Source organism: Mycobacterium sp. P7213 (genome assembly GCF_900604305.1).
GTDB lineage: Bacteria > Actinomycetota > Actinomycetes > Mycobacteriales > Mycobacteriaceae > Mycobacterium.
Map to the genome: position 1 here is coordinate 112,758 of NZ_UWOA01000003.1, position 16,965 is coordinate 129,722.

At 67.4% G+C, this 16,965-nt stretch carries 19 protein-coding genes, 4 tRNA genes, 1 pseudogene and 1 riboswitch; of the genes and pseudogenes, 17 read left to right on the top strand and 7 right to left on the bottom strand.

Going from position 1 to position 16,965, the window contains the following annotated elements:
* Positions 1–16 precede the first annotated feature (16 nt).
* From tuf to EJK91_RS02360, 9 genes are all read left to right on the top strand, one after another.
* Positions 17–1,207, top strand: a complete 1,191-nt coding sequence (gene tuf / locus EJK91_RS02320) for an elongation factor Tu (protein WP_046282637.1) — start codon at positions 17–19, stop codon at positions 1,205–1,207.
* 97 nt (positions 1,208–1,304) lie between these two features.
* A complete protein-coding gene (locus EJK91_RS02325) occupies positions 1,305–2,108 on the top strand; it encodes an SHOCT domain-containing protein (protein ID WP_125078153.1) in 804 nt (267 codons plus the stop codon).
* A gap of 51 nt (positions 2,109–2,159) precedes the next feature.
* Positions 2,160–2,990, top strand: a complete 831-nt coding sequence (locus EJK91_RS02330) for a mycofactocin-coupled SDR family oxidoreductase (protein WP_024441013.1) — start codon at positions 2,160–2,162, stop codon at positions 2,988–2,990.
* A 30-nt stretch (positions 2,991–3,020) separates the two neighbouring features.
* Positions 3,021–4,199, top strand: a complete 1,179-nt coding sequence (locus EJK91_RS02335) for an NAD(P)/FAD-dependent oxidoreductase (protein WP_125078154.1) — start codon at positions 3,021–3,023, stop codon at positions 4,197–4,199.
* A gap of 178 nt (positions 4,200–4,377) precedes the next feature.
* Positions 4,378–5,424 carry a phosphotransferase family protein gene (locus tag EJK91_RS02340; RefSeq protein WP_125078155.1) on the top strand — a complete coding sequence of 349 codons (1,047 nt, stop codon included), beginning with the start codon at positions 4,378–4,380 and terminating at the stop codon, positions 5,422–5,424.
* Position 5,425: 1 nt separating this feature from the next.
* Positions 5,426–6,187: an SDR family NAD(P)-dependent oxidoreductase gene (locus tag EJK91_RS02345; protein WP_125078156.1), complete on the top strand. Its 762-nt coding sequence runs from the start codon at positions 5,426–5,428 to the stop codon at positions 6,185–6,187.
* A gap of 22 nt (positions 6,188–6,209) precedes the next feature.
* Positions 6,210–7,508: an acyl-CoA dehydrogenase family protein gene (locus EJK91_RS02350; RefSeq protein WP_046300528.1), complete on the top strand. Its 1,299-nt coding sequence runs from the start codon at positions 6,210–6,212 to the stop codon at positions 7,506–7,508.
* Entirely contained in the window at positions 7,505–8,116 is a 612-nt protein-coding gene (locus tag EJK91_RS02355) for a TetR/AcrR family transcriptional regulator (RefSeq protein WP_125078157.1), read from the top strand. The genes EJK91_RS02350 and EJK91_RS02355 overlap by 4 nt, the downstream gene beginning before the upstream one ends.
* Positions 8,116–9,084 (top strand): NADPH:quinone oxidoreductase family protein, encoded by a 969-nt coding sequence (locus EJK91_RS02360; protein ID WP_125078158.1) that lies wholly within the window; start codon positions 8,116–8,118, stop codon positions 9,082–9,084. Before EJK91_RS02355 ends, EJK91_RS02360 begins: the two co-directional genes overlap by 1 nt.
* On the opposite strand, the gene EJK91_RS02365 is transcribed toward EJK91_RS02360, so the two are convergent.
* Positions 9,071–9,460, bottom strand: a complete 390-nt coding sequence (locus tag EJK91_RS02365) for a lipocalin-like domain-containing protein (protein ID WP_125078159.1) — start codon at positions 9,458–9,460, stop codon at positions 9,071–9,073. The two genes, EJK91_RS02360 and EJK91_RS02365, sit on opposite strands and share 14 nt — an antisense overlap.
* Before the next feature lie 167 nt (positions 9,461–9,627).
* Positions 9,628–10,278 (bottom strand): TetR/AcrR family transcriptional regulator, encoded by a 651-nt coding sequence (locus EJK91_RS02370; RefSeq protein ID WP_125078171.1) that lies wholly within the window; start codon positions 10,276–10,278, stop codon positions 9,628–9,630.
* Positions 10,279–10,442: 164 nt separating this feature from the next.
* On the opposite strand from EJK91_RS02370, the pseudogene EJK91_RS02375 reads away from it, so the two are divergent.
* Positions 10,443–10,763, top strand: a pseudogene (locus tag EJK91_RS02375) (amidohydrolase family protein); the annotation flags it as partial.
* Positions 10,764–10,801: 38 nt separating this feature from the next.
* Entirely contained in the window at positions 10,802–11,716 is a 915-nt protein-coding gene (locus EJK91_RS02380; RefSeq protein ID WP_046300543.1) for a class I SAM-dependent methyltransferase, read from the top strand.
* Between the two features lie 49 nt (positions 11,717–11,765).
* Here the strand turns inward: EJK91_RS02380 and EJK91_RS02385 are convergent.
* Positions 11,766–11,841, bottom strand: a tRNA-Lys gene (locus EJK91_RS02385).
* 134 nt (positions 11,842–11,975) lie between these two features.
* Here EJK91_RS02385 and EJK91_RS02390 point away from each other — a divergent pair.
* From EJK91_RS02390 to EJK91_RS02400, 3 genes are all read left to right on the top strand, one after another.
* Positions 11,976–12,048, top strand: a tRNA-Glu gene (locus tag EJK91_RS02390).
* A 33-nt stretch (positions 12,049–12,081) separates the two neighbouring features.
* Positions 12,082–12,155, top strand: a tRNA-Asp gene (locus tag EJK91_RS02395).
* Between the two features lie 31 nt (positions 12,156–12,186).
* Positions 12,187–12,260 (top strand) — tRNA-Phe (locus tag EJK91_RS02400).
* 63 nt (positions 12,261–12,323) lie between these two features.
* On the opposite strand, the gene EJK91_RS21620 is transcribed toward EJK91_RS02400, so the two are convergent.
* Together EJK91_RS21620 and EJK91_RS02405 are read right to left on the bottom strand one after the other, a co-directional pair.
* Complete coding sequence (locus EJK91_RS21620; protein WP_164517862.1) at positions 12,324–12,479, bottom strand: hypothetical protein; 156 nt, start codon at positions 12,477–12,479, stop codon at positions 12,324–12,326.
* A gap of 45 nt (positions 12,480–12,524) precedes the next feature.
* Positions 12,525–12,636: riboswitch (SAM riboswitch) on the bottom strand.
* Positions 12,637–12,795: 159 nt separating this feature from the next.
* Positions 12,796–13,233, bottom strand: coding sequence for a DUF5994 family protein (locus EJK91_RS02405; protein ID WP_125078161.1), 438 nt, complete (start codon positions 13,231–13,233; stop codon positions 12,796–12,798).
* A 314-nt stretch (positions 13,234–13,547) separates the two neighbouring features.
* Here EJK91_RS02405 and EJK91_RS21625 point away from each other — a divergent pair, with 314 nt between their 5' ends.
* A complete protein-coding gene (locus tag EJK91_RS21625; protein ID WP_164517863.1) occupies positions 13,548–14,339 on the top strand; it encodes a hypothetical protein in 792 nt (263 codons plus the stop codon).
* 3 nt (positions 14,340–14,342) lie between these two features.
* Here the strand turns inward: EJK91_RS21625 and EJK91_RS02420 are convergent, their stop codons facing one another.
* Positions 14,343–14,675, bottom strand: coding sequence for a DUF732 domain-containing protein (locus EJK91_RS02420; RefSeq protein WP_231384361.1), 333 nt, complete (start codon positions 14,673–14,675; stop codon positions 14,343–14,345).
* A gap of 94 nt (positions 14,676–14,769) precedes the next feature.
* On the opposite strand from EJK91_RS02420, the gene EJK91_RS02425 reads away from it, so the two are divergent.
* Together EJK91_RS02425 and EJK91_RS02430 are read left to right on the top strand one after the other, a co-directional pair.
* Positions 14,770–15,213: an SRPBCC family protein gene (locus tag EJK91_RS02425; RefSeq protein WP_024443954.1), complete on the top strand. Its 444-nt coding sequence runs from the start codon at positions 14,770–14,772 to the stop codon at positions 15,211–15,213.
* Positions 15,214–15,268: 55 nt separating this feature from the next.
* Positions 15,269–15,721 (top strand): SRPBCC family protein, encoded by a 453-nt coding sequence (locus EJK91_RS02430; protein WP_125078162.1) that lies wholly within the window; start codon positions 15,269–15,271, stop codon positions 15,719–15,721.
* Here EJK91_RS02430 and EJK91_RS02435 read toward each other — a convergent pair.
* A complete protein-coding gene (locus EJK91_RS02435; RefSeq protein ID WP_125078172.1) occupies positions 15,708–16,898 on the bottom strand; it encodes a pyridoxal phosphate-dependent aminotransferase in 1,191 nt (396 codons plus the stop codon). The two genes, EJK91_RS02430 and EJK91_RS02435, sit on opposite strands and share 14 nt — an antisense overlap.
* Between the last annotated feature and the right edge of the window lie 67 nt (positions 16,899–16,965).

Consider the following 16,965-nt stretch of genomic DNA (forward strand, 5'->3'; position numbering starts at 1 on the left):
TCCAGGAGGACAAGAAGTGGCGAAGGCGAAGTTCGAGCGGACGAAGCCGCACGTCAACATCGGGACCATCGGTCACGTTGACCACGGCAAGACCACGCTGACCGCGGCTATCACCAAGGTTCTGCACGACAAGTACCCGGACCTGAACGAGTCGCGTGCGTTCGACCAGATCGACAACGCTCCCGAAGAGCGTCAGCGCGGTATCACGATCAACATCTCCCACGTGGAGTACCAGACCGAGAAGCGGCACTACGCCCACGTCGACGCGCCGGGCCACGCCGACTACATCAAGAACATGATCACCGGTGCCGCGCAGATGGACGGCGCGATCCTGGTGGTCGCGGCCACCGACGGCCCGATGCCGCAGACCCGCGAGCACGTGCTGCTTGCCCGTCAGGTCGGTGTGCCCTACATCCTGGTGGCGCTGAACAAGTCGGACATGGTCGACGACGAGGAGCTCCTCGAGCTCGTCGAGATGGAGGTCCGCGAACTGCTGGGTGCCCAGGACTTCGACGAGGAGGCCCCGGTGGTCCGGGTGTCGGCTCTAAAGGCCCTCGAGGGTGACGAGAAGTGGGTCAAGTCCGTCCAGGACCTGATGGAGGCCGTCGACGAGTCCATCCCGGACCCGGTTCGTGAGACCGACAAGCCGTTCCTGATGCCGGTTGAGGACGTCTTCACCATCACCGGTCGTGGCACCGTGGTCACCGGTCGTGTCGAGCGCGGCGTGATCAACGTGAACGAGGAAGTCGAGATCGTCGGCATCCGTCCGGAGACCACCAAGACCACCGTCACCGGTGTCGAGATGTTCCGCAAGCTGCTGGACCAGGGCCAGGCCGGTGACAACGTCGGTCTGCTGATCCGTGGTATCAAGCGTGAGGACGTCGAGCGTGGCCAGGTTGTGGTCAAGCCCGGCACCACCACCCCGCACACCGAGTTCGAGGGCCAGGCCTACATCCTGTCCAAGGACGAGGGTGGTCGCCACACGCCGTTCTTCAACAACTACCGTCCGCAGTTCTACTTCCGCACCACCGACGTGACCGGTGTGGTGAGCCTGCCGGAGGGTACCGAGATGGTGATGCCCGGTGACAACACCGAGATGACCGTCAAGCTGATCCAGCCTGTCGCCATGGACGAGGGTCTGCGGTTCGCCATCCGTGAGGGTGGTCGTACCGTCGGCGCCGGCCGGGTCGTCAAGATCATCAAGTAGTACCTGCGCTAGCAGAGGCGAAAGCCCCCTTCCCCGGGCGGGAAGGGGGCTTTCGTGTTTGGCAGCAAGAAGCGCCCGCGGCGATATTCTGACGCTCATGGTGTGGCGCTATCTGAAGGCCCAGTTACTAGTCCTGCTGTTCGGCGGCCTGGTGGGGCCGATCTTCCTGATCTGCTACCTGGCCTTTGGCAGGGAGGAAGGACTGGACTGGATGCTGCACTCCGGTGTGCTGATCACCGGCTGCGACATCGTGGCCGCAGTGTTGTGGGCGGGCTACGGTGCGAGATCAGCCCGCTGGAGCGAATTCCTTGAGCAGCACGGTGTGCTGGCACTGGCCGAGGTGGTCGGCATTCATGAGACCGGGACCCGGGTCAACGATCAACCGTTGGTCAAGCTCGACCTACACATCGAAGGGCCGGGCCTGACATCGTTCGACACCCAGGATCGGGTTCTGGCCTCCCTCAACCGGTTACCGGTGATCTCCGGGCGCACTCTGGCCGTCCTTGTCGACCCGGCGACCAATGGATATCGCATCGACTGGGAGCGCAGCGCCCTGCTCAGTGGCACGGTGCCCGCGCGGTTCACCCTGGCCGAGGACAACCAGACCTACGATCTGGCCGGCCAGGTCGGGCCCATGATGGAGATTCTGCAGATCCTGCGGGCCCACGGCGTCCCGGTGCAGGGGGAGATCGACATCCGCTCCGATCCGGCGGTACGTCAACAGGTGGCGGCCGTGGTCCGCCGCGCCGCTGAGCGCAGCGCCGAGGCGGCAGGACCCGGCGGGGCGGCGTCGCGATCGACGGGGGAGCGCCTGCAGGAATTGGAAGCTCTGCGCAAAGACGGAATCGTCACCGACGACGAGTACCGGCAGAAACGTCAGCAGATCATTGCCGACCTCTGACCGTTCGCGATAGGTAGAACACGTTCTAGATTGAGCTGCTAGCCTCGTCGAGTGAGCGAGAGCCAGAACCACAACCTGCAGGGCAAGGTGGCCTTTGTCACCGGTGCGGCGCGCGGCCAGGGCCGTTCGCATGCGATCCGGCTAGCGGCCGCCGGCGCCGACATCATCGCCGCCGACATCTGCGCCCCGGCGTCGGACTGCATCACCTACCCGGCGGCCACGCCCGAGGAATTCGCCGAGATGGTCAGTGCGGTCGAGGCCCACGGCCGTAAGGTGTTGGCCCGCACGGTCGACGTTCGTGACGACGCCGGCCTGCGCCAGCTGGTCGACGACGGCGTTGAGCAGTTCGGGCGCCTCGACGTGGTGGTGGCCAACGCCGGCGTGCTGAGCTGGGGCCGGTTGTGGGAGCTCACCGACGAGCAGTGGAACACCGTCATCGACGTGAACCTGACCGGTACCTGGCGCACCATCCGCGCAGCGGTGCCGGCGATGATCGAGGCCGACAACGGCGGTTCGATCGTGATCGTCAGCTCGTCGGCCGGGCTGAAGGCCACGCCGGGCAACGGCCACTACGCGGCGAGCAAGCACGCCCTGGTGGGTCTTACCAACACGTTGGCTCTCGAGGTCGGGGCGCATCGGATCCGGGTCAACTCGATTCACCCGTACTCGGTGGACACTCCGATGATCGAGCCGCAGGTGATGGCCCAGATCTTCACCGAACGCCCGGACTATCTGCACGCCTTCCCCCCGATGCCGCTGCACCCGCAGTCCTTCATGACCGCTGACCAGGTCTCCGACGTGGTGGTTTGGCTGGCCGGTGATGGCTCTGGAATCCTGACGGGAGTCCAGATCCAGGTCGACAAGGGCGCGCTCAAGTACTGATCGTCCCTGGCCGGGAGAAACAGGGGGATCGTGGTGCCCGACAACGGGATCGTCATCGTCGGCGGCGGCTTGGCGGCTGTCCGCACGGCCGAGGAATTGCGGCGCGAGGAGTATGCGGGGTCGATCACGATCGTCTCCGACGAGACTCGCCCGCCCTATGACCGGCCGCCGCTGACCAAAGAGGTGCTGCGCGGGGAGCGCGACGACACCACGTTGGAGCCGCCCGAGTTCTACGCCTCCCGCGACATCACCCTGCGGCTGGACTGCGGTGCGTGCACCGTCGACACTGCCGCACAATCGGTGACGCTGGCAGACGGCACCGTGCTGGGCTACGACCAACTCGTGATCGCCACCGGTCTGGTGCCGTGGCGTATCCCGAGCTTCGGCGACCTGGACGGCATCCGCGTGGTCCGGTCGTTCGAGGACAGCCTGGCGTTGCGCGACGACGCGGCCGGCGCCAGCCGGGCGGTGGTGATCGGCGCGGGATTCATTGGTTGTGAGGCGGCTGCCAGCCTGCGCAAGCTGGGCGTGGACGTCGTGCTGGTGGAGCCGCAGCCCACCCCGCTGGCGGCCGTGCTCGGTGAGCAGATCGGCGAACTGGTGGCACGGCTGCACCGGGCCAACGGCGTCGATGTCCGCAGCGGCGTCGGCGTCGCGGAGGTTCGCGGCGCGGGCCGCGTCGAGACGGTGGTGCTCTCCGACGGCACCGAACTGGCTGCCGACGTGGTGGTGCTCGGCGTGGGGTCGCGGCCGGCCACCGAGTGGCTGGAGGGCTCCGGTGTGGAGTTGGACAACGGGGTGGTGTGCGACGCGACGGGACGCACCAGTACACCGAACGTCTGGGCCGTCGGCGACGTGGCGTTCTGGCGGGGCCGCGAAGGCCACCAGGTGCGCGTCGAGCACTGGAGCAATGTCGTCACCCAGGTCCGGGTGATGGTCCCGACCATGCTGGGCCGGGAGTCGCTGCATGACGTGGCGGTGCCGGCGTACTTCTGGAGCGACCAGTACGACGTGAAGATCCAGTGCCTGGGCGAGCCGGAGGCTACCGACACCGTGCACCTGGTCGAGGACGACGGTCACAAGTTCCTGGCCTACTACGAGCGCAACGGCGTGCTGGCCGGCGTCGTCGGCGCGGGCCGGCCCGGCAAGGTGATGGGTGCGCGGGCCAAGATCGCCGCGGGAGCGCCGATCTCCGAAGTGCTGGGCTGACGCGGGTCAATCAGGATCGGATCGCCCCACAAGCACCATCGTTACCAGTTCGTCGTTGAGATTGCTTCCCGGGCTGTAGATTTCGTGGATCTACGACCCTAGGTGCAGTTTCAACGGTGGTCTGGTGCTGTCGCTTGGAGAACGCTATTCTCTGCATAGAGATTGCGGGGTGCGTGCGATGGCGGACAGGCAGGCGGCACGGCTGGACAGCGGCGCGCTGGGGCGATGGCTCGACACTCAAGGTGCCCCCGGAACCGGTGAACAACCGTTGTTGGAACCGCTGCGCGGCGGCTCGCAGAACACCCTGTACCGGGTGCGCCGGGGCGAGGCCGCGATGGTGCTGCGAATGCCGGGCGCCCGGGCGGACGCCGCCCGCGTCGACGGGCTACGGCGCGAGATCCGCCTGGTGCGGGCGCTGTCGGGAACCGACGTCCCGCACGCGCAGTTGATCGCCGCCGACGACGGCGGGGAACTGCTCGGCACACCGTTCTACGTGATGGCCGAGGTGGACGGCTGGAACTCGACCGGCGACGCCTGGCCGGCGCCGTTCGACGCGGATCTGAGTACACGCCGCGGCCTGGCCTTCGAGCTGGTCGAGGGCGCCGCCCGCCTCGCACGAGTGGACTGGCGGGCCCAGGGGCTCGACGGGTTCGGCCGTCCGAACGGCTTCCATGAGCGTCAGGTGGACCGCTGGCTGGCCTTTTTGGACAGCTACCGGGTACGCGACCTGCCGGGCCTGGACGAGGCCGCGGACTGGTTGCGCCACAACCGGCCGGCGCACTACACCCCAGGCATCATGCACGGCGACTACCAGTTCGCCAACGTGATGTATGCCCACGGCGCACCCGCGAAGCTGGTCGCGATCATCGACTGGGAGATGACGACCATCGGCGATCCGCTGCTGGACCTGGCCTGGGCGCTGCTCGGCTATGACGGCGAAAACCCGCGTACCCAAGGTTATTACGCCGACCTCGCGGGCATGCCGACCCGATCGGAGTTGCTGGAACGCTACGAACAGGTCAGCGGCCTGTCCACCGAGAACATCGACTACTACCTGGTGCTGGCCAACTGGAAGTTGGGAATCGTGCTGGAGAAGACCTACGCCGCCTCGGTCACCGGTGACCGGGTCGATCCGAAGATCGCCGCCGCCATGGGCCCGATGATCCCGCAGTTGATTAGCGCCGCAGCCGAACTCGCCCGCTCCTTACCGGCCAAGCGCAGTTGACATGGGGTACGCGGATTCACTCTTCGACCTGACCGACCGGGTGGTGCTGGTCACCGGCGGCAGCCGCGGCCTGGGGCGCGAGATGGCGCTGGCGGCCGCCCGCTGCGGCGCCGACGTGGTGGTCGCCAGCCGCAAACTCGAGTCCTGCCAGGCCACGGCCGCGGAGATCGAGGCCGAGACGGGGCGCTCCGCGATGCCCTATGCGGTGCACGTGGGGCGCTGGGATCAGCTCGACGGATTGGTCGACGCGGCCTACGAGCGGTTCGGCCGGGTCGACGTGGTGGTCAACAATGCCGGCATGTCACCGGTCTACGACAAGCAGACCGACGTCACCGAGAAGATGTTCGACGCCGTGGTGAACCTCAACCTCAAAGGCCCGTTTCGGTTGTCGGCGTTGATCGGTGAACGGATGATGACCGCGGGCCGGGGATCGATCATCAATGTCAGCACTCACGGATCGTTGCGCCCGCACCCGTCGTTCATCCCCTATGCCGCGTCCAAGGCCGGCCTCAACGTCATGACCGAAGCGCTGGCACAGGCGTTCGGGCCGGTAGTTCGGGTCAACACCTTGATGCCCGGGCCGTTCCTCACCGAAATCTCCAAGGCGTGGAACTTCGACGAATCCGACAACCCGTTCGGCGCCGCCGCGTTGCAGCGTGCCGGCAACCCGCCGGAGATCGTCGGTGCGGCACTGTTTTTGATGTCGGACGCCTCCAGCTTCACCACCGGTTCGATCGTGCGGGCCGACGGCGGCAGTGTCTGACCTACCGTAGAAGGAGCGGAAAATGGCGTGGGACTTCTCTACTGAATCGGAGTTCGAGGCGAAGCTCGACTGGATCCGGACGTTCGTGCGCGACGAGGTGGAGCCGCTGGAGGTGGTGTTTCCCGGCTGCGAATACCTGCCGCTGACCGAGGAACGCCGCCGGATCGTCGACCCGCTCAAGGACCGGGTGCGCGAACAGGGGCTGTGGGCGCCGCATCTGGGGCCGGAGCTGGGCGGCCAGGGATTCGGGGCGGTCAAACTGACGTTGATCAATGAGATCCTGGGCCGGTCCAGTTGGGCGCCGATCGTGTTCGGCACCCAGGCCCCCGACACCGGCAACGCCGAAATCCTGGCCCGCTTCGGCACGCAAGAGCAGAAGGACAGCTACCTGGCCGGTTTGCTGTCGGGGGAGATCTTCTCCTGCTTCTCGATGACCGAGCCGCAGGGCGGCGCCGACCCTCGGGTGTTCACCACTCGGGCCGTCCGCGACGGTGACGACTGGGTGATCACCGGGCGGAAGTACTTCTCCTCCAACGCATCGGTGGCGTCGTTCTTCATCGTGGTGGCCATCACCGACCCGGATGTTCCGGTGCACCGCGGTGCCTCGACGTTCTTGATCCCGGCCGGAACCCCGGGCCTGGAAATCGAAGCCACCCATCACCTGGTGGGGTCGCATCCGCACGAGGCCGGCCATTCACTAGTGCATTACGCGGGCGTGCGGGTGCCGGCCGACGCGATCCTGGGCGAGCCCGGGCAAGGTTTCCTGATCCTGCAGAGCCGGCTGGCCGGCGGGCGCCTGCATCACGCGATGCGCTCGATCGGGGTGGCCCAGCGGGCCATCGACATGATGGCCCGCCGCGCCAAAAGCCGTTTCACCCAAGGCAGTTCGCTGGCTGACAAGCAGCTGGTGCAGGCGTTCATCGCCGACTCCTATGCCGAGCTGGTCCCCTTTCGGCTGACGGTGCTGCACGCGGCGTGGCTGATCGACTCCGGCGACGAGAAGGCGGCCCGCGCCGAGATCGGGGTCTGCAAGATCCTGGCCTCGCAGGTGCTCAAGTCGATCGGGCTGCGCGCGATCCAGGTGCACGGCGCGATGGGCCTGACCGAACAGTTGCCGCTGACCAATGTGCTCCTTGGTGGGGTGGCGCTGGGCCTGGCCGACGGCCCCACCGAGGCGCACAAGGTGAACCTGGCCCGGCTGCTGCTCAAGGACTACGACGCCGAGGACCCGGAGTGGCCCAGCGAATTCCTGGACAACCGGATCGAAGCCGCGCGCGAGAAGTACGGCGACTTGGTCGACCGGATCCCGGCGGTGCCATGACCACTCGTGTCGATGCCGCGGTGCACCGCGCGCTCGACGACCGCCAGCGCGAGGCCACCGCCGAGGTGGAACGCATCCTGGCCGCGGCGGTGACGGTGCTGCAGCGCAGTGCGCCCGACCCGCCCCGGGTGTGCGACATCGTCGCCGAGGCGGGCTCATCGAATAAAGCGTTCTACCGCTACTTCGCCGGTAAGGACGACGTGATCCTGGCGGTGATGGAGCGCGGTATCGCGCTCGTGGTGTCCTACCTGGAGCATCAACTGGCCAAAGAACCCACGCCGGAAGCCAAGGTCGCGGCCTGGATCCAGGGCGCCCTGGCGCAGCTGTCCGATCCGCACCTGCTGAGCCTGAGCCGCGCCGCCAGCACCCAGCTGGCGGACAGTGCCGACCGCACGCGCTCCGATGAGGACATCCTGGCGCCGTTGCGCGATCTGCTCACCGCACCGGTCAGCGCGCTCGGCGGCGACGACCCCCGCCGGGATGCCGATCTGGTCTTTGGCGCTACCTTGTCGACCATGCGTGGCTACCTCAATGCCGGCCGGCGGCCGAAGCGGGCCGATGTGGATCACCTGGTGTCGTTCTGCCTTCGCGGGCTGGGGGTGGCCTGATGCGCGCGATCGTCTGCGAACAGTACGGGCCGCCGGAAGATCTGGTGCTGCGGGAGCTGCCCGACCCGGCGCCCGGACCCGGCACACTGGTGGTCCGGGTACGGGCCGCGGCGGTCAACTTCCCCGACGTGCTGCTGATCGGCGGCAAGTACCAGCTGAAGATTCCGGCACCCTTCACCCCCGGCAGCGAACTGGCCGGTGATGTGCTCGCCGCCGGCGAGGGCGTGCCCTTTGCGCCCGGTGACCGGGTGGTCGGCACGTCATTCGTGGGCGGTTTCGCCGAGCATGCGCTGGTGCCCGCCGCGGCGGTGAGTGCCATCCCCGACGGCATCGACTACGCGGCCGCGGCCGGCTTCGGAGTGACCTACCGCACGGCCTATCACGCCCTGCGCTCGGTTGCCCAAGTGGCCGAAGGTGATTGGGTAGTGGTGCTGGGTGCTGCCGGCGGTGTCGGGCTGGCCGCCGTCGACCTCGCCGTGGCGATGGGCGCCAAAGTGCTTGCCGCGGCGTCCAGCCCCGAGAAGCTGGAAGTGTGCCGCCAGCGTGGCGCGGTCGCGACGGTCGACTACGACCGCGAAGACCTCAAGACGCGGATCCGCGAGATCACCGGCGACGGCGCGCAGGCCGTGCTCGACCCGGTAGGCGGTTCCTACGCCGAGCCGGCCCTGCGCAGCCTGGCCCGCGGCGGGCGCTTCATCACCTTGGGCTATGCCGCCGGAACGATTCCGGCGATTCCGCTGAACCTGGTGATGCTCAAGGGCATCACGGTGCAGGGCATGGAGATTCGGACGTTCGCCACCGACTTCCCGGCGGAGAACGAGCGTGACCTCGCCGAACTGCAGCAGCTGTTCGCCGAGGGCAGGGTCAGCCCCTACATCGGGGCGCGTTTCCCGCTCGCCGAGGCCGCAACCGCGCTGCGCTACGTTGCCGACCGCAAAGCGATCGGCAAGGTCATCATCGACGTCTGACCCAGACCAACGTGTTGTGCGTCGTCACACCGTCGTTGGTGGTGGTCGCCGACAGCGTCAGCCGGTCGCCCTCGACGCGTGCCTGCCGCAACTGCGGGCTCGCCAGCAGCTCCGGCAGCATCGAGACACTGACGTCGTGATGCACGGTCGCGGTGTCCTCGTCGACCCGGAAGCGGCCGCAGTAGGCGATGTAGGTGGGTGGCGTCGCGTCGGCGCTGCCGGTCAGTTGAGCCGACATATAGCCGTCGGCGGTGTAGAGGATCAGACCGCGCGGCGCCGTGCCCAACGGGTGTGACACCGCGCCGGTGCCGGTGTCGACCGAATCAAACGACGCCAACTCCCAGCCGCCCAGCAGTGCCTCGCGCAGAGTGCTCATCAGGGCATGATGACGGTTCGGGTCACCGGCTCGGCGGCGGCCTGGCGGCTGCGCAGCCCGCGCTGCAGGGCGGACAGCAACGCGTCGCGGGTCTCGCGGGGATCGATGAGCTCGTCGAAGCCGAGTTGCTGGGCCGAGTGACGGAAGGCAGAAAGAACGAGGCGTTCCTAATTGGCGAGGCCGTGGGCACAGAAGTCCCACACCTCCTCGGCTGTGATGGGGTGCGCCGCCGGGTCATTGGACTCGGCGCTGGACTGTGCGACGAACATCACCGTCTGCATTGTCATCGCCGCCACGCGGCGGGCGTTGACGCCCGGACGCAGCTCGCCGGCCTCGTCTGCGGCCTCCACCAACTGGGTCAGCAGCGCCAGTAGGGGGGTGAAGGCCAACCGGACCTCGGCTGGGTGCGATACCAGCAGGCGCGGTGCGAAGTCTGTCAGCAGCGGTCGTTTGGCCGTCGGGTCGGGTCGGGAGAGCTCAAAGAGCAGCTCGATAGCTGCCTTCAGCCGTGCAAGCGGCTGGGGCTGAACCTCGGTGGCGGCGCGGATCTGATCGGCGGCGCGTAGCAGCGCGTCCTCGAACAGGGCCAGCAGCAACTCGTGCTTGCCGTTGAACTGCAGGTAAAAGCTGCGCAGTGACTGCTGGGAACGCTCGACGACCTCCTGGACGGTGAAGTCAGTGCTGCCTTTTTCGAGGATGATCGCTTGGGCCGCGTCCAGGAAGCGCTGAACGCGCTGGGCGGCCCGCAACCGCGCGGTCTTGATCGACCGCTCAACGGCCCGCTGCTTCCAGACAGGCTCTTCTTCCGGGTTGCTCACCAGCGGCTCCGAATAGTTGCCCTGTTGGGAGAACACCAACGCACCCTACCGGAGAAAGGGCTGAGTCGAGGCCGGCGATCGTGGCATTGACGTCTCCGTAGCGAAGGCGACAGCCCTCCCCGGAAGGGAGGTTGTCTCGCCGCGATACCGCGACCGGTGCCGCTTCCTCCCTGCAGCGCAACGCCATTCCGGTGGCACTGTCCACCGACACGCCCTTCGGCGACGGCGACCCCTGGGCGGCCATGCGCGCCGCCGTCCACCGCGCCACCCCCAGCGGTGCCGTGCTGGGGGCGGGGGAGCGGATCTCGGCTCGTACCGCCCTACAGGGGTTCACCGGCCATGCCGAGCGGCCAGCGACACCGCGGCGCATCGCCGTCGGTGAGCCCGGCGACCTGTGCGTGCTCAGCGGTGATCCGCTTGCGCTCGACGCCGGCCTGGTGACGTCCACGATCGTCGCCGGTGCTGTGGTCCACGGCGGTCGGTAGCCTGGCTAGATAGTTTGAGATTTTCGAGAGAGGCATCGATGACGCGCACGGACAGTGACAGCTGGGACTTGGCCACCAGTGTGGGAGCGACCGCGACCATGGTGGCGGCGCAGCGCGCGCTGGCCACCTCCGGTCCGGACAAACTGATCAACGACCCCTGGGCGGCACCGCTGGTGCGTGCGGTGGGCATCGACTTCTTCACCCGGATGGTCGATGGCGACATCCCGGTCGTCGAAGGCGGCGAGTTCGACCCGATCCGGATGGGCCACGGCATGGGCGTGCGGACCCGATTCTTCGACGAGCACTTCCTGTCGGCGACCCGCAGCGGCATCCGCCAGGCGGTCATCCTCGCCTCCGGCCTGGATTCCCGCGCCTATCGGCTGGACTGGCCGGCGGACACCGTGGTCTACGAGGTCGACCTGCCGGAGGTCATCGAGTTCAAGACCACCACGCTTCGCGACTTGGGCGCCGAGCCGACCGCCGAGCGTCGCGCCGTGGCCATCGACCTGCGTGACGACTGGCCGAGTGCCCTGCGGGCCGCCGGCTTCGACCCGCAGGCTCCCACGGTGTGGAGCGCCGAGGGTCTGCTGATCTACCTGCAGCCCGACGCCCAGGACGCCCTGTTCGACACGATCAAGTCGCTGAGCGCTCCGGGCAGCCGGGTGGCCTGTGAGTTCATCAGCGACACGTCGGTGTTCGCCGGCCCGGCGTGGCGTGAACACCGGGAGAAGATGTCGGCGCTGGGGTTCGAAGTGGAGATCGGCGACCTGATTTACCACGGCGAACGCAACCACATCATCGAGTACCTGACCGGCGCGGGCTGGACGGTGACGGGCCGCCAGGTCCGCGACCTCTACGCCGAGTGCGGCCTGGAGTACGGCGACGACGAACTGGCGATCGCGTTCGACGACATGACTTACTTGAGCGCCGTTCTGGCTGGTCCCGAGGTATGAAACGGGTCACAGCGCTGCGTTCGCCGATGTCGGCGGTTGGACGGTGGTGTGGTGCCCCCAGCAGGGCTCGAACCTGCGACCTGCGGATTAAAAGTCCGTAGCTCTACCAACTGAGCTATAGGGGCCGTGCTGGAACAGAATACTGCCTGCCCGATCGTGGTCGATGGGGGCCGGGTTTGAGGATTCGGGCTCCTGTGCCCTAAGCTAGCCAAGCTCCCAACGTGAAACGTTGTGAGTGCCTCGGAGAGATTCGGTTCTGGCCCCCATCGTCTAGTGGCCTAGGACGCCGCCCTTTCACGGCGGTAGCACGGGTTCGAATCCCGTTGGGGGTACTCGCTTCGTAGTAATAACGGAGCGAACAGCAAGGCCCTGTGGCGCAGTTGGTTAGCGCGCCGCCCTGTCACGGCGGAGGTCGCGGGTTCAAGTCCCGTCAGGGTCGCTTTTACGCGGCGAGGCACCTGGTGCCTTCCGGCCAGGTAGCTCAGTTGGTACGAGCGTCCGCCTGAAAAGCGGAAGGTCGCCGGTTCGATCCCGGCCCTGGCCACTTCAGAGGCGGTTTTGGCCTTGGCGTTCAACGTGACTTGTCATTTATTCGTCGCGGGTCATCTCACCAAGCGACCGTCACCGGCCGGGTGTCTCCGGCCTCTTGACGGCGGCGTTGCTCGGCCTCGACCCAGTCGCGGGCCGCGCTCGCCCGAGACCTGTGCAGCTTCCGCTCCTTGGTTGGCGGCGGCTCGCCGATCCAGCCCTGCTCCGCGCTCATCAGCTTCGGCTCCTGTCGCTGTTGTTCACCGGCCTCGCCCGAGGGGAGGCGCTCTTGCCGACACCGGCTGGTGTGGGCCGCTTCGTCATCCGAGCCACCCACGAGCGTGGGGTTGGCGTGCCGTCCAGTCGGAGCTTGGCGACGCCATCTCATGAAGCCACTCCAGGGTACCGAGGTGCACCGACAGCACCCTGATACGGCGGTGGGAGATGCCCACCGGGATCGTCTCGGCCTGGCGCCACCTCGCTTCGGTGTACCCGGGCCGGCGGCGAACGCGTGATGCATCAGCGGCGGGACCACCGCGATGTCAGTCGTCTCAGGCAGAGAGTTGTTGTTTGGCGAGCCGCAAGACTGATCCCGCCGTCAAGCATGCGGGTTTGTCACGGTCCGCAGCGGCTATCGGTAGGCCTGCGGCGCAGCGCATCACCATCAAGGCGAGTGCGCTGTGGGTCGCGTAGGAGATGACCAGCAGGTTGACGCAGCCCTGCGTGCCGCTGACGGTCATGACGTGCTGGCGTTTGCCCTCCCACCCCGGCCAGTTCAGGTCAGGAGGACGTTGCAGCGCGGGCCAGTTGACGTTGATGGTGGTTATGTCTCCGAGCAGGGGAGTCAGGATGGCCATCAGGCTCGGCAATTCGTTGGTGATGCGGTCCGCGTGCGGCCACCAGGCACCGTCTATGGCGCGGCCGAACTCGCGAGCAACCGTGACCCGGGTAGGGCGGGATTGGCGTGCGCCGCCGAGCGGGTGGATCATTGCTCCCGCCGCCTTTGGGGTCTCCCGACAGCCATGGAGCTGGGTATGTCTAAGTGTCGCACCAAATCTCACAATCCACGGGCGGTTCCGTCACAGTCGGAGTCGTCTGGCCCGCGGGTGCAGGTAGGCGGAGGAATCGCAATTGCCCGGCGGGATCGCCCGGGTCGAGTCTGGGTGGACCACCGCTGACAAGTGAGGCAGCTCGCCTTCGACCGTACGCCGCCGGCATCGTTTCGGAGACAGTTCGGCAAAAGCCTGGATTGCGAGGCGAAATGCGGATAGCGGATAAGTGCAGCCCCCTAGACTGGCCCGCTGTGCACCGTGACTCGACTCGACGCGCGTCCTCGATCGTCATCGCCGCGTTGCTCACCGCCGCCGGGCTGCCGACCGCCGCGGCCGTAAGTGACAAGATCCAGCTCGGCGGCGGCGCCGCGATCGTCCTGCACGACGACACGCTGTGCACGCTGACCGCGATGGGTCACGACAGCGCCGGCCGGCTGATCGGCTTCACCGCCGCGAACTGCGGGGGGCCGGGTTCGTCCGTGGTCGTCGAGGGAGCCGAAGACCACGGTGCCGTGGGCACGGTGGTGGCCGCCGACGAGGGACTGGGTTACGCGGTGATCGAGTTCGACGCGGTCAAGGTGAAGCCGATCGGCGACTACGAGGGCTTTGGGATCTTCGGCCTCGGACCCGTCGAACCGAAACCGGCTGCCCCGGAACCGGTCAACCCAGAGCCCGCGAGCCCAGAGCCCGCGAGCCCCGAACCCGCGGGCCCAGAACCGGCGAGCCCGGAACCCGCCGGCGCAGAACCTGCTGCCCCAGAACCTGCTGCCCCCAAGCAGGCCTGCAAGCTCGGCCGCGGCACCGGCCTCAACTGCTACGAGCTGGGGCCTGCCGGCGTGGACACCGCCGGTGAGGATTGGTGGAAGCCCGGTGACGACGGGTCGCCGATCACCATCGACAATCTGCTGATTTCCATGGTCCGCGACGGAAGCTTCCCGACCGCGCCGCTGGACCAGTCGGGGCCGGGGATCGTGATGTTCAAGGCGATCCTCGATGACCTCAACGCCAAGGGCGGCCCGGGCGCCGGGTTCGGCCTCGGCTAAGCCTCAGGGCCGCAACGTCTCCGGGCAGATCTCGGCCTGCGCCGCCTGGATCTGAACGTCCGCGGCTTCGGGGCTGTAATAGAAGGTGTTGGTCAGCTGCCGCACCAGATCACCCGGCGAGATGCCGGAGCGGTAGGTCCCGGTGTGGCCGTACATCCGCAACTGGGCGCAGATGTAGTGCCCGGAGGTCACCTTGACGTGATCGGCGACCGGGATCGCCACCGGGGCGGCATTGACCCGGGCCAGATAGCTCGCGTCATCGGCGTGGGCGGCCGGTGCGGCGGTCAGTGCCGCGGCGGCCAGCAGGGGAGCGGCAATCCGGACGGTCACATGCATGACCTCCATCGTGCCACCGCCGCCCGGCGAGGGGGCGACTCTCGGAGGGCCCAAATCCCCACGCATCACCGCCCGCCTGGTTAGGGTGCCAGCCATGGCAGTCAAGGATTCCCGCGAGGTGGTCATCGAAGCGAGCGCCGAGGAGATCTTCGACGTTCTCGCCGACGTCGAGTCTGTTCCGACCTGGTCACCGCAGTACCAGAGCGCTGAGGTGCTCGACACCTACGATGACGGTCGCCCGCGCCGGGTGCGGATGAAGATCAAGGCAGCGGGCCTCACCGATGAGCAGGTCGTCGAGTACACCTGGACCGACGACAGCGTCGGCTGGACCCTGGTGTCGGCCGGTCAGCTCAAGGCGCAAGACGCCAAGTACACCTTGACGCCGCAGGGTGACAAGACCAAGGTGCGGTTCGACATGGACGTCGACCCGTCGATCCCGATTCCGGGGTTCCTGCTCAAGAGCACGCTCAAAGGCGGCATGAAGACCGCCACCGACGGTCTGCGCGACCAGGTGCTGAAGCTCAAGAAGAGTCGCTGACACCACCTGCGATGAAATCCCGCCTCCGGCAGGGCGCGACGTTAGGCTCGATCTAGTGGCTGTTCGAGCATCGCGGGAAATTGTGATTGACGCGCCGCCGGAGAAAATCCTCGACGCGCTCGCTGATGTGTCCGAGTTGGCGTCGTGGTCGCCGGTGCACAAGCGGATCGAAGTCCTCGACAAGTATGAGGACGGCCGTCCCCATCACGTGCTGGCCACCATCAAGATTCTGGGCTTGGTGGACAAGGAGCTCCTGGAATACCACTGGGGTCCGGACTGGATGGTCTGGGATGCCAAGGCGACGGCCCAGCAGCGCGCCCAGCACGTTGAATACACCCTGACCCGCGAAGGTCCCGACAGCACGAGGGTGCGCTTCGATATCACCGTTGAGCCGTCCGGGCCGATCCCGGACTTCATCGTGCGGCGCGCCAGCAAGCTGGTGCTGAGCATCGCCACCGAACGGCTGCGTCAGCAAATCATGGGAGACGACGCCACTACCGAGCAGTAGCGGGCCCGTCGCGCAGCGTCTCCAGCCGCCGGATCGCCTCGTCGATGGTGTCCTCACGTTTGACGAAGGTGAACCGCACCAAGTGATTCCAGACATCGGGGGCGGTCGCTTCCGAACCGGGCACGCAGAACGCCGACAGCGGGATAGCGGCCACCCCGGCCCGATGTGGCAGCTCGGCGCAGAACGCCGTGCTGTCGGCATAGCCCAGCGGGCGGGGATCGGCGCACAGGAAATAGGTGCCGAAGCTGTCGTGCACCTCGAATCCGATGCGCCGCAGGCCGTCGGTCAACCGGTCGCGGCGGGCCTGCATGGTCGCTCGCAACGCCGCCACCCAGGCGTCCTCGGTGTTCAGCGCCAGTGCCACCGCCGGCTGAAACGGCGCACCGCCGACATAGCTCAGGTACTGCTTGGCGGCCCGCACTCCGGCCAACAGTTCCGCCGGTCCGCACGCCCACCCGATCTTCCAGCCGGTGCAGTTGAACATCTTCGCCGCACTCGAGATGGTGATAGTGCGCTCCGCCATTCCGTCGAAGGGGGCCAGCGGCCGATGGGTCCGTCCGGCGAAGACCAGGTGCTCATAGACCTCGTCGGAGATCACCAGCAGATCGGCGGCCACCGCGATGCGCGCGATCTCGGCCAATTCGGACTCGGTGAACACGGTGCCGGTCGGATTATGCGGTGAGTTGACGATCAGCGCTCGAGTCGCCGGGGTGATGGCGCGGCGCAACGCGTCGGCATCCAGGGCGAACCCCCGCCCGTCGGGCACCAGTGACACGCTGACCCGTCGTGCCCCGGCCATGGCGACCACCGGGGAATAGGAGTCGTAGAACGGTTCGAGCAGCACCACGTCGGAACCCGGCTCCACCAGCCCGAGCACCGCGGCGGCGATGGCCTCGGTAGCCCCTACCGTCACCAGGACTTCGGTGTCGGGGTCGTAGTCGATCCCGTACTTGCGGGCGCGCTGCCCGGCGATGGCTTCGCGCAGGGCGGCGATGCCGGGCCCGGGCGGGTATTGGTTGACGCCGTCGGTGATCGCGGCCCGGGCGGCCTCGAGCATGGCCGGCGGCCCGTCCTCGTCCGGGAAGCCCTGGCCGAGGTTGACCGCGCCGATCCGTGCGGCCAGCGCCGACATCTCGGCGAAGATCGTGGTGGCATAGGGCTCCAGTCGTGAGACCATCCGCGCCGTCATGGGACCCGAGCCTAAAGCGCAGGCGACGAGGTCCGGGGAGCGGCCGGAAACAGAC

Bases quoted from the DNA above. Each gene is read 5' to 3' on its own strand.
- EJK91_RS02325 (WP_125078153.1), top strand. From the start codon at position 1,305: ATGGTGTGGCGCTATCTGAAGGCCCAGTTACTAGTCCTGCTGTTCGGC.
- EJK91_RS02340 (WP_125078155.1), top strand. From the start codon at position 4,378: ATGGCGGACAGGCAGGCGGCACGGCTGGACAGCGGCGCGCTGGGGCGA.
- EJK91_RS02345 (WP_125078156.1), top strand. From the start codon at position 5,426: ATGGGGTACGCGGATTCACTCTTCGACCTGACCGACCGGGTGGTGCTG.
- EJK91_RS02350 (WP_046300528.1), top strand. From the start codon at position 6,210: ATGGCGTGGGACTTCTCTACTGAATCGGAGTTCGAGGCGAAGCTCGAC.
- EJK91_RS02355 (WP_125078157.1), top strand. From the start codon at position 7,505: ATGACCACTCGTGTCGATGCCGCGGTGCACCGCGCGCTCGACGACCGC.
- EJK91_RS02360 (WP_125078158.1), top strand. From the start codon at position 8,116: ATGCGCGCGATCGTCTGCGAACAGTACGGGCCGCCGGAAGATCTGGTG.
- EJK91_RS02365 (WP_125078159.1), bottom strand. From the start codon at position 9,460: ATGAGCACTCTGCGCGAGGCACTGCTGGGCGGCTGGGAGTTGGCGTCG.
- EJK91_RS02380 (WP_046300543.1), top strand. From the start codon at position 10,802: ATGACGCGCACGGACAGTGACAGCTGGGACTTGGCCACCAGTGTGGGA.
- EJK91_RS21620 (WP_164517862.1), bottom strand. From the start codon at position 12,479: ATGAGCGCGGAGCAGGGCTGGATCGGCGAGCCGCCGCCAACCAAGGAG.
- EJK91_RS02405 (WP_125078161.1), bottom strand. From the start codon at position 13,233: ATGATCCACCCGCTCGGCGGCGCACGCCAATCCCGCCCTACCCGGGTC.
- EJK91_RS02420 (WP_231384361.1), bottom strand. From the start codon at position 14,675: ATGCATGTGACCGTCCGGATTGCCGCTCCCCTGCTGGCCGCCGCGGCA.
- EJK91_RS02425 (WP_024443954.1), top strand. From the start codon at position 14,770: ATGGCAGTCAAGGATTCCCGCGAGGTGGTCATCGAAGCGAGCGCCGAG.
- EJK91_RS02435 (WP_125078172.1), bottom strand. From the start codon at position 16,898: ATGGTCTCACGACTGGAGCCCTATGCCACCACGATCTTCGCCGAGATG.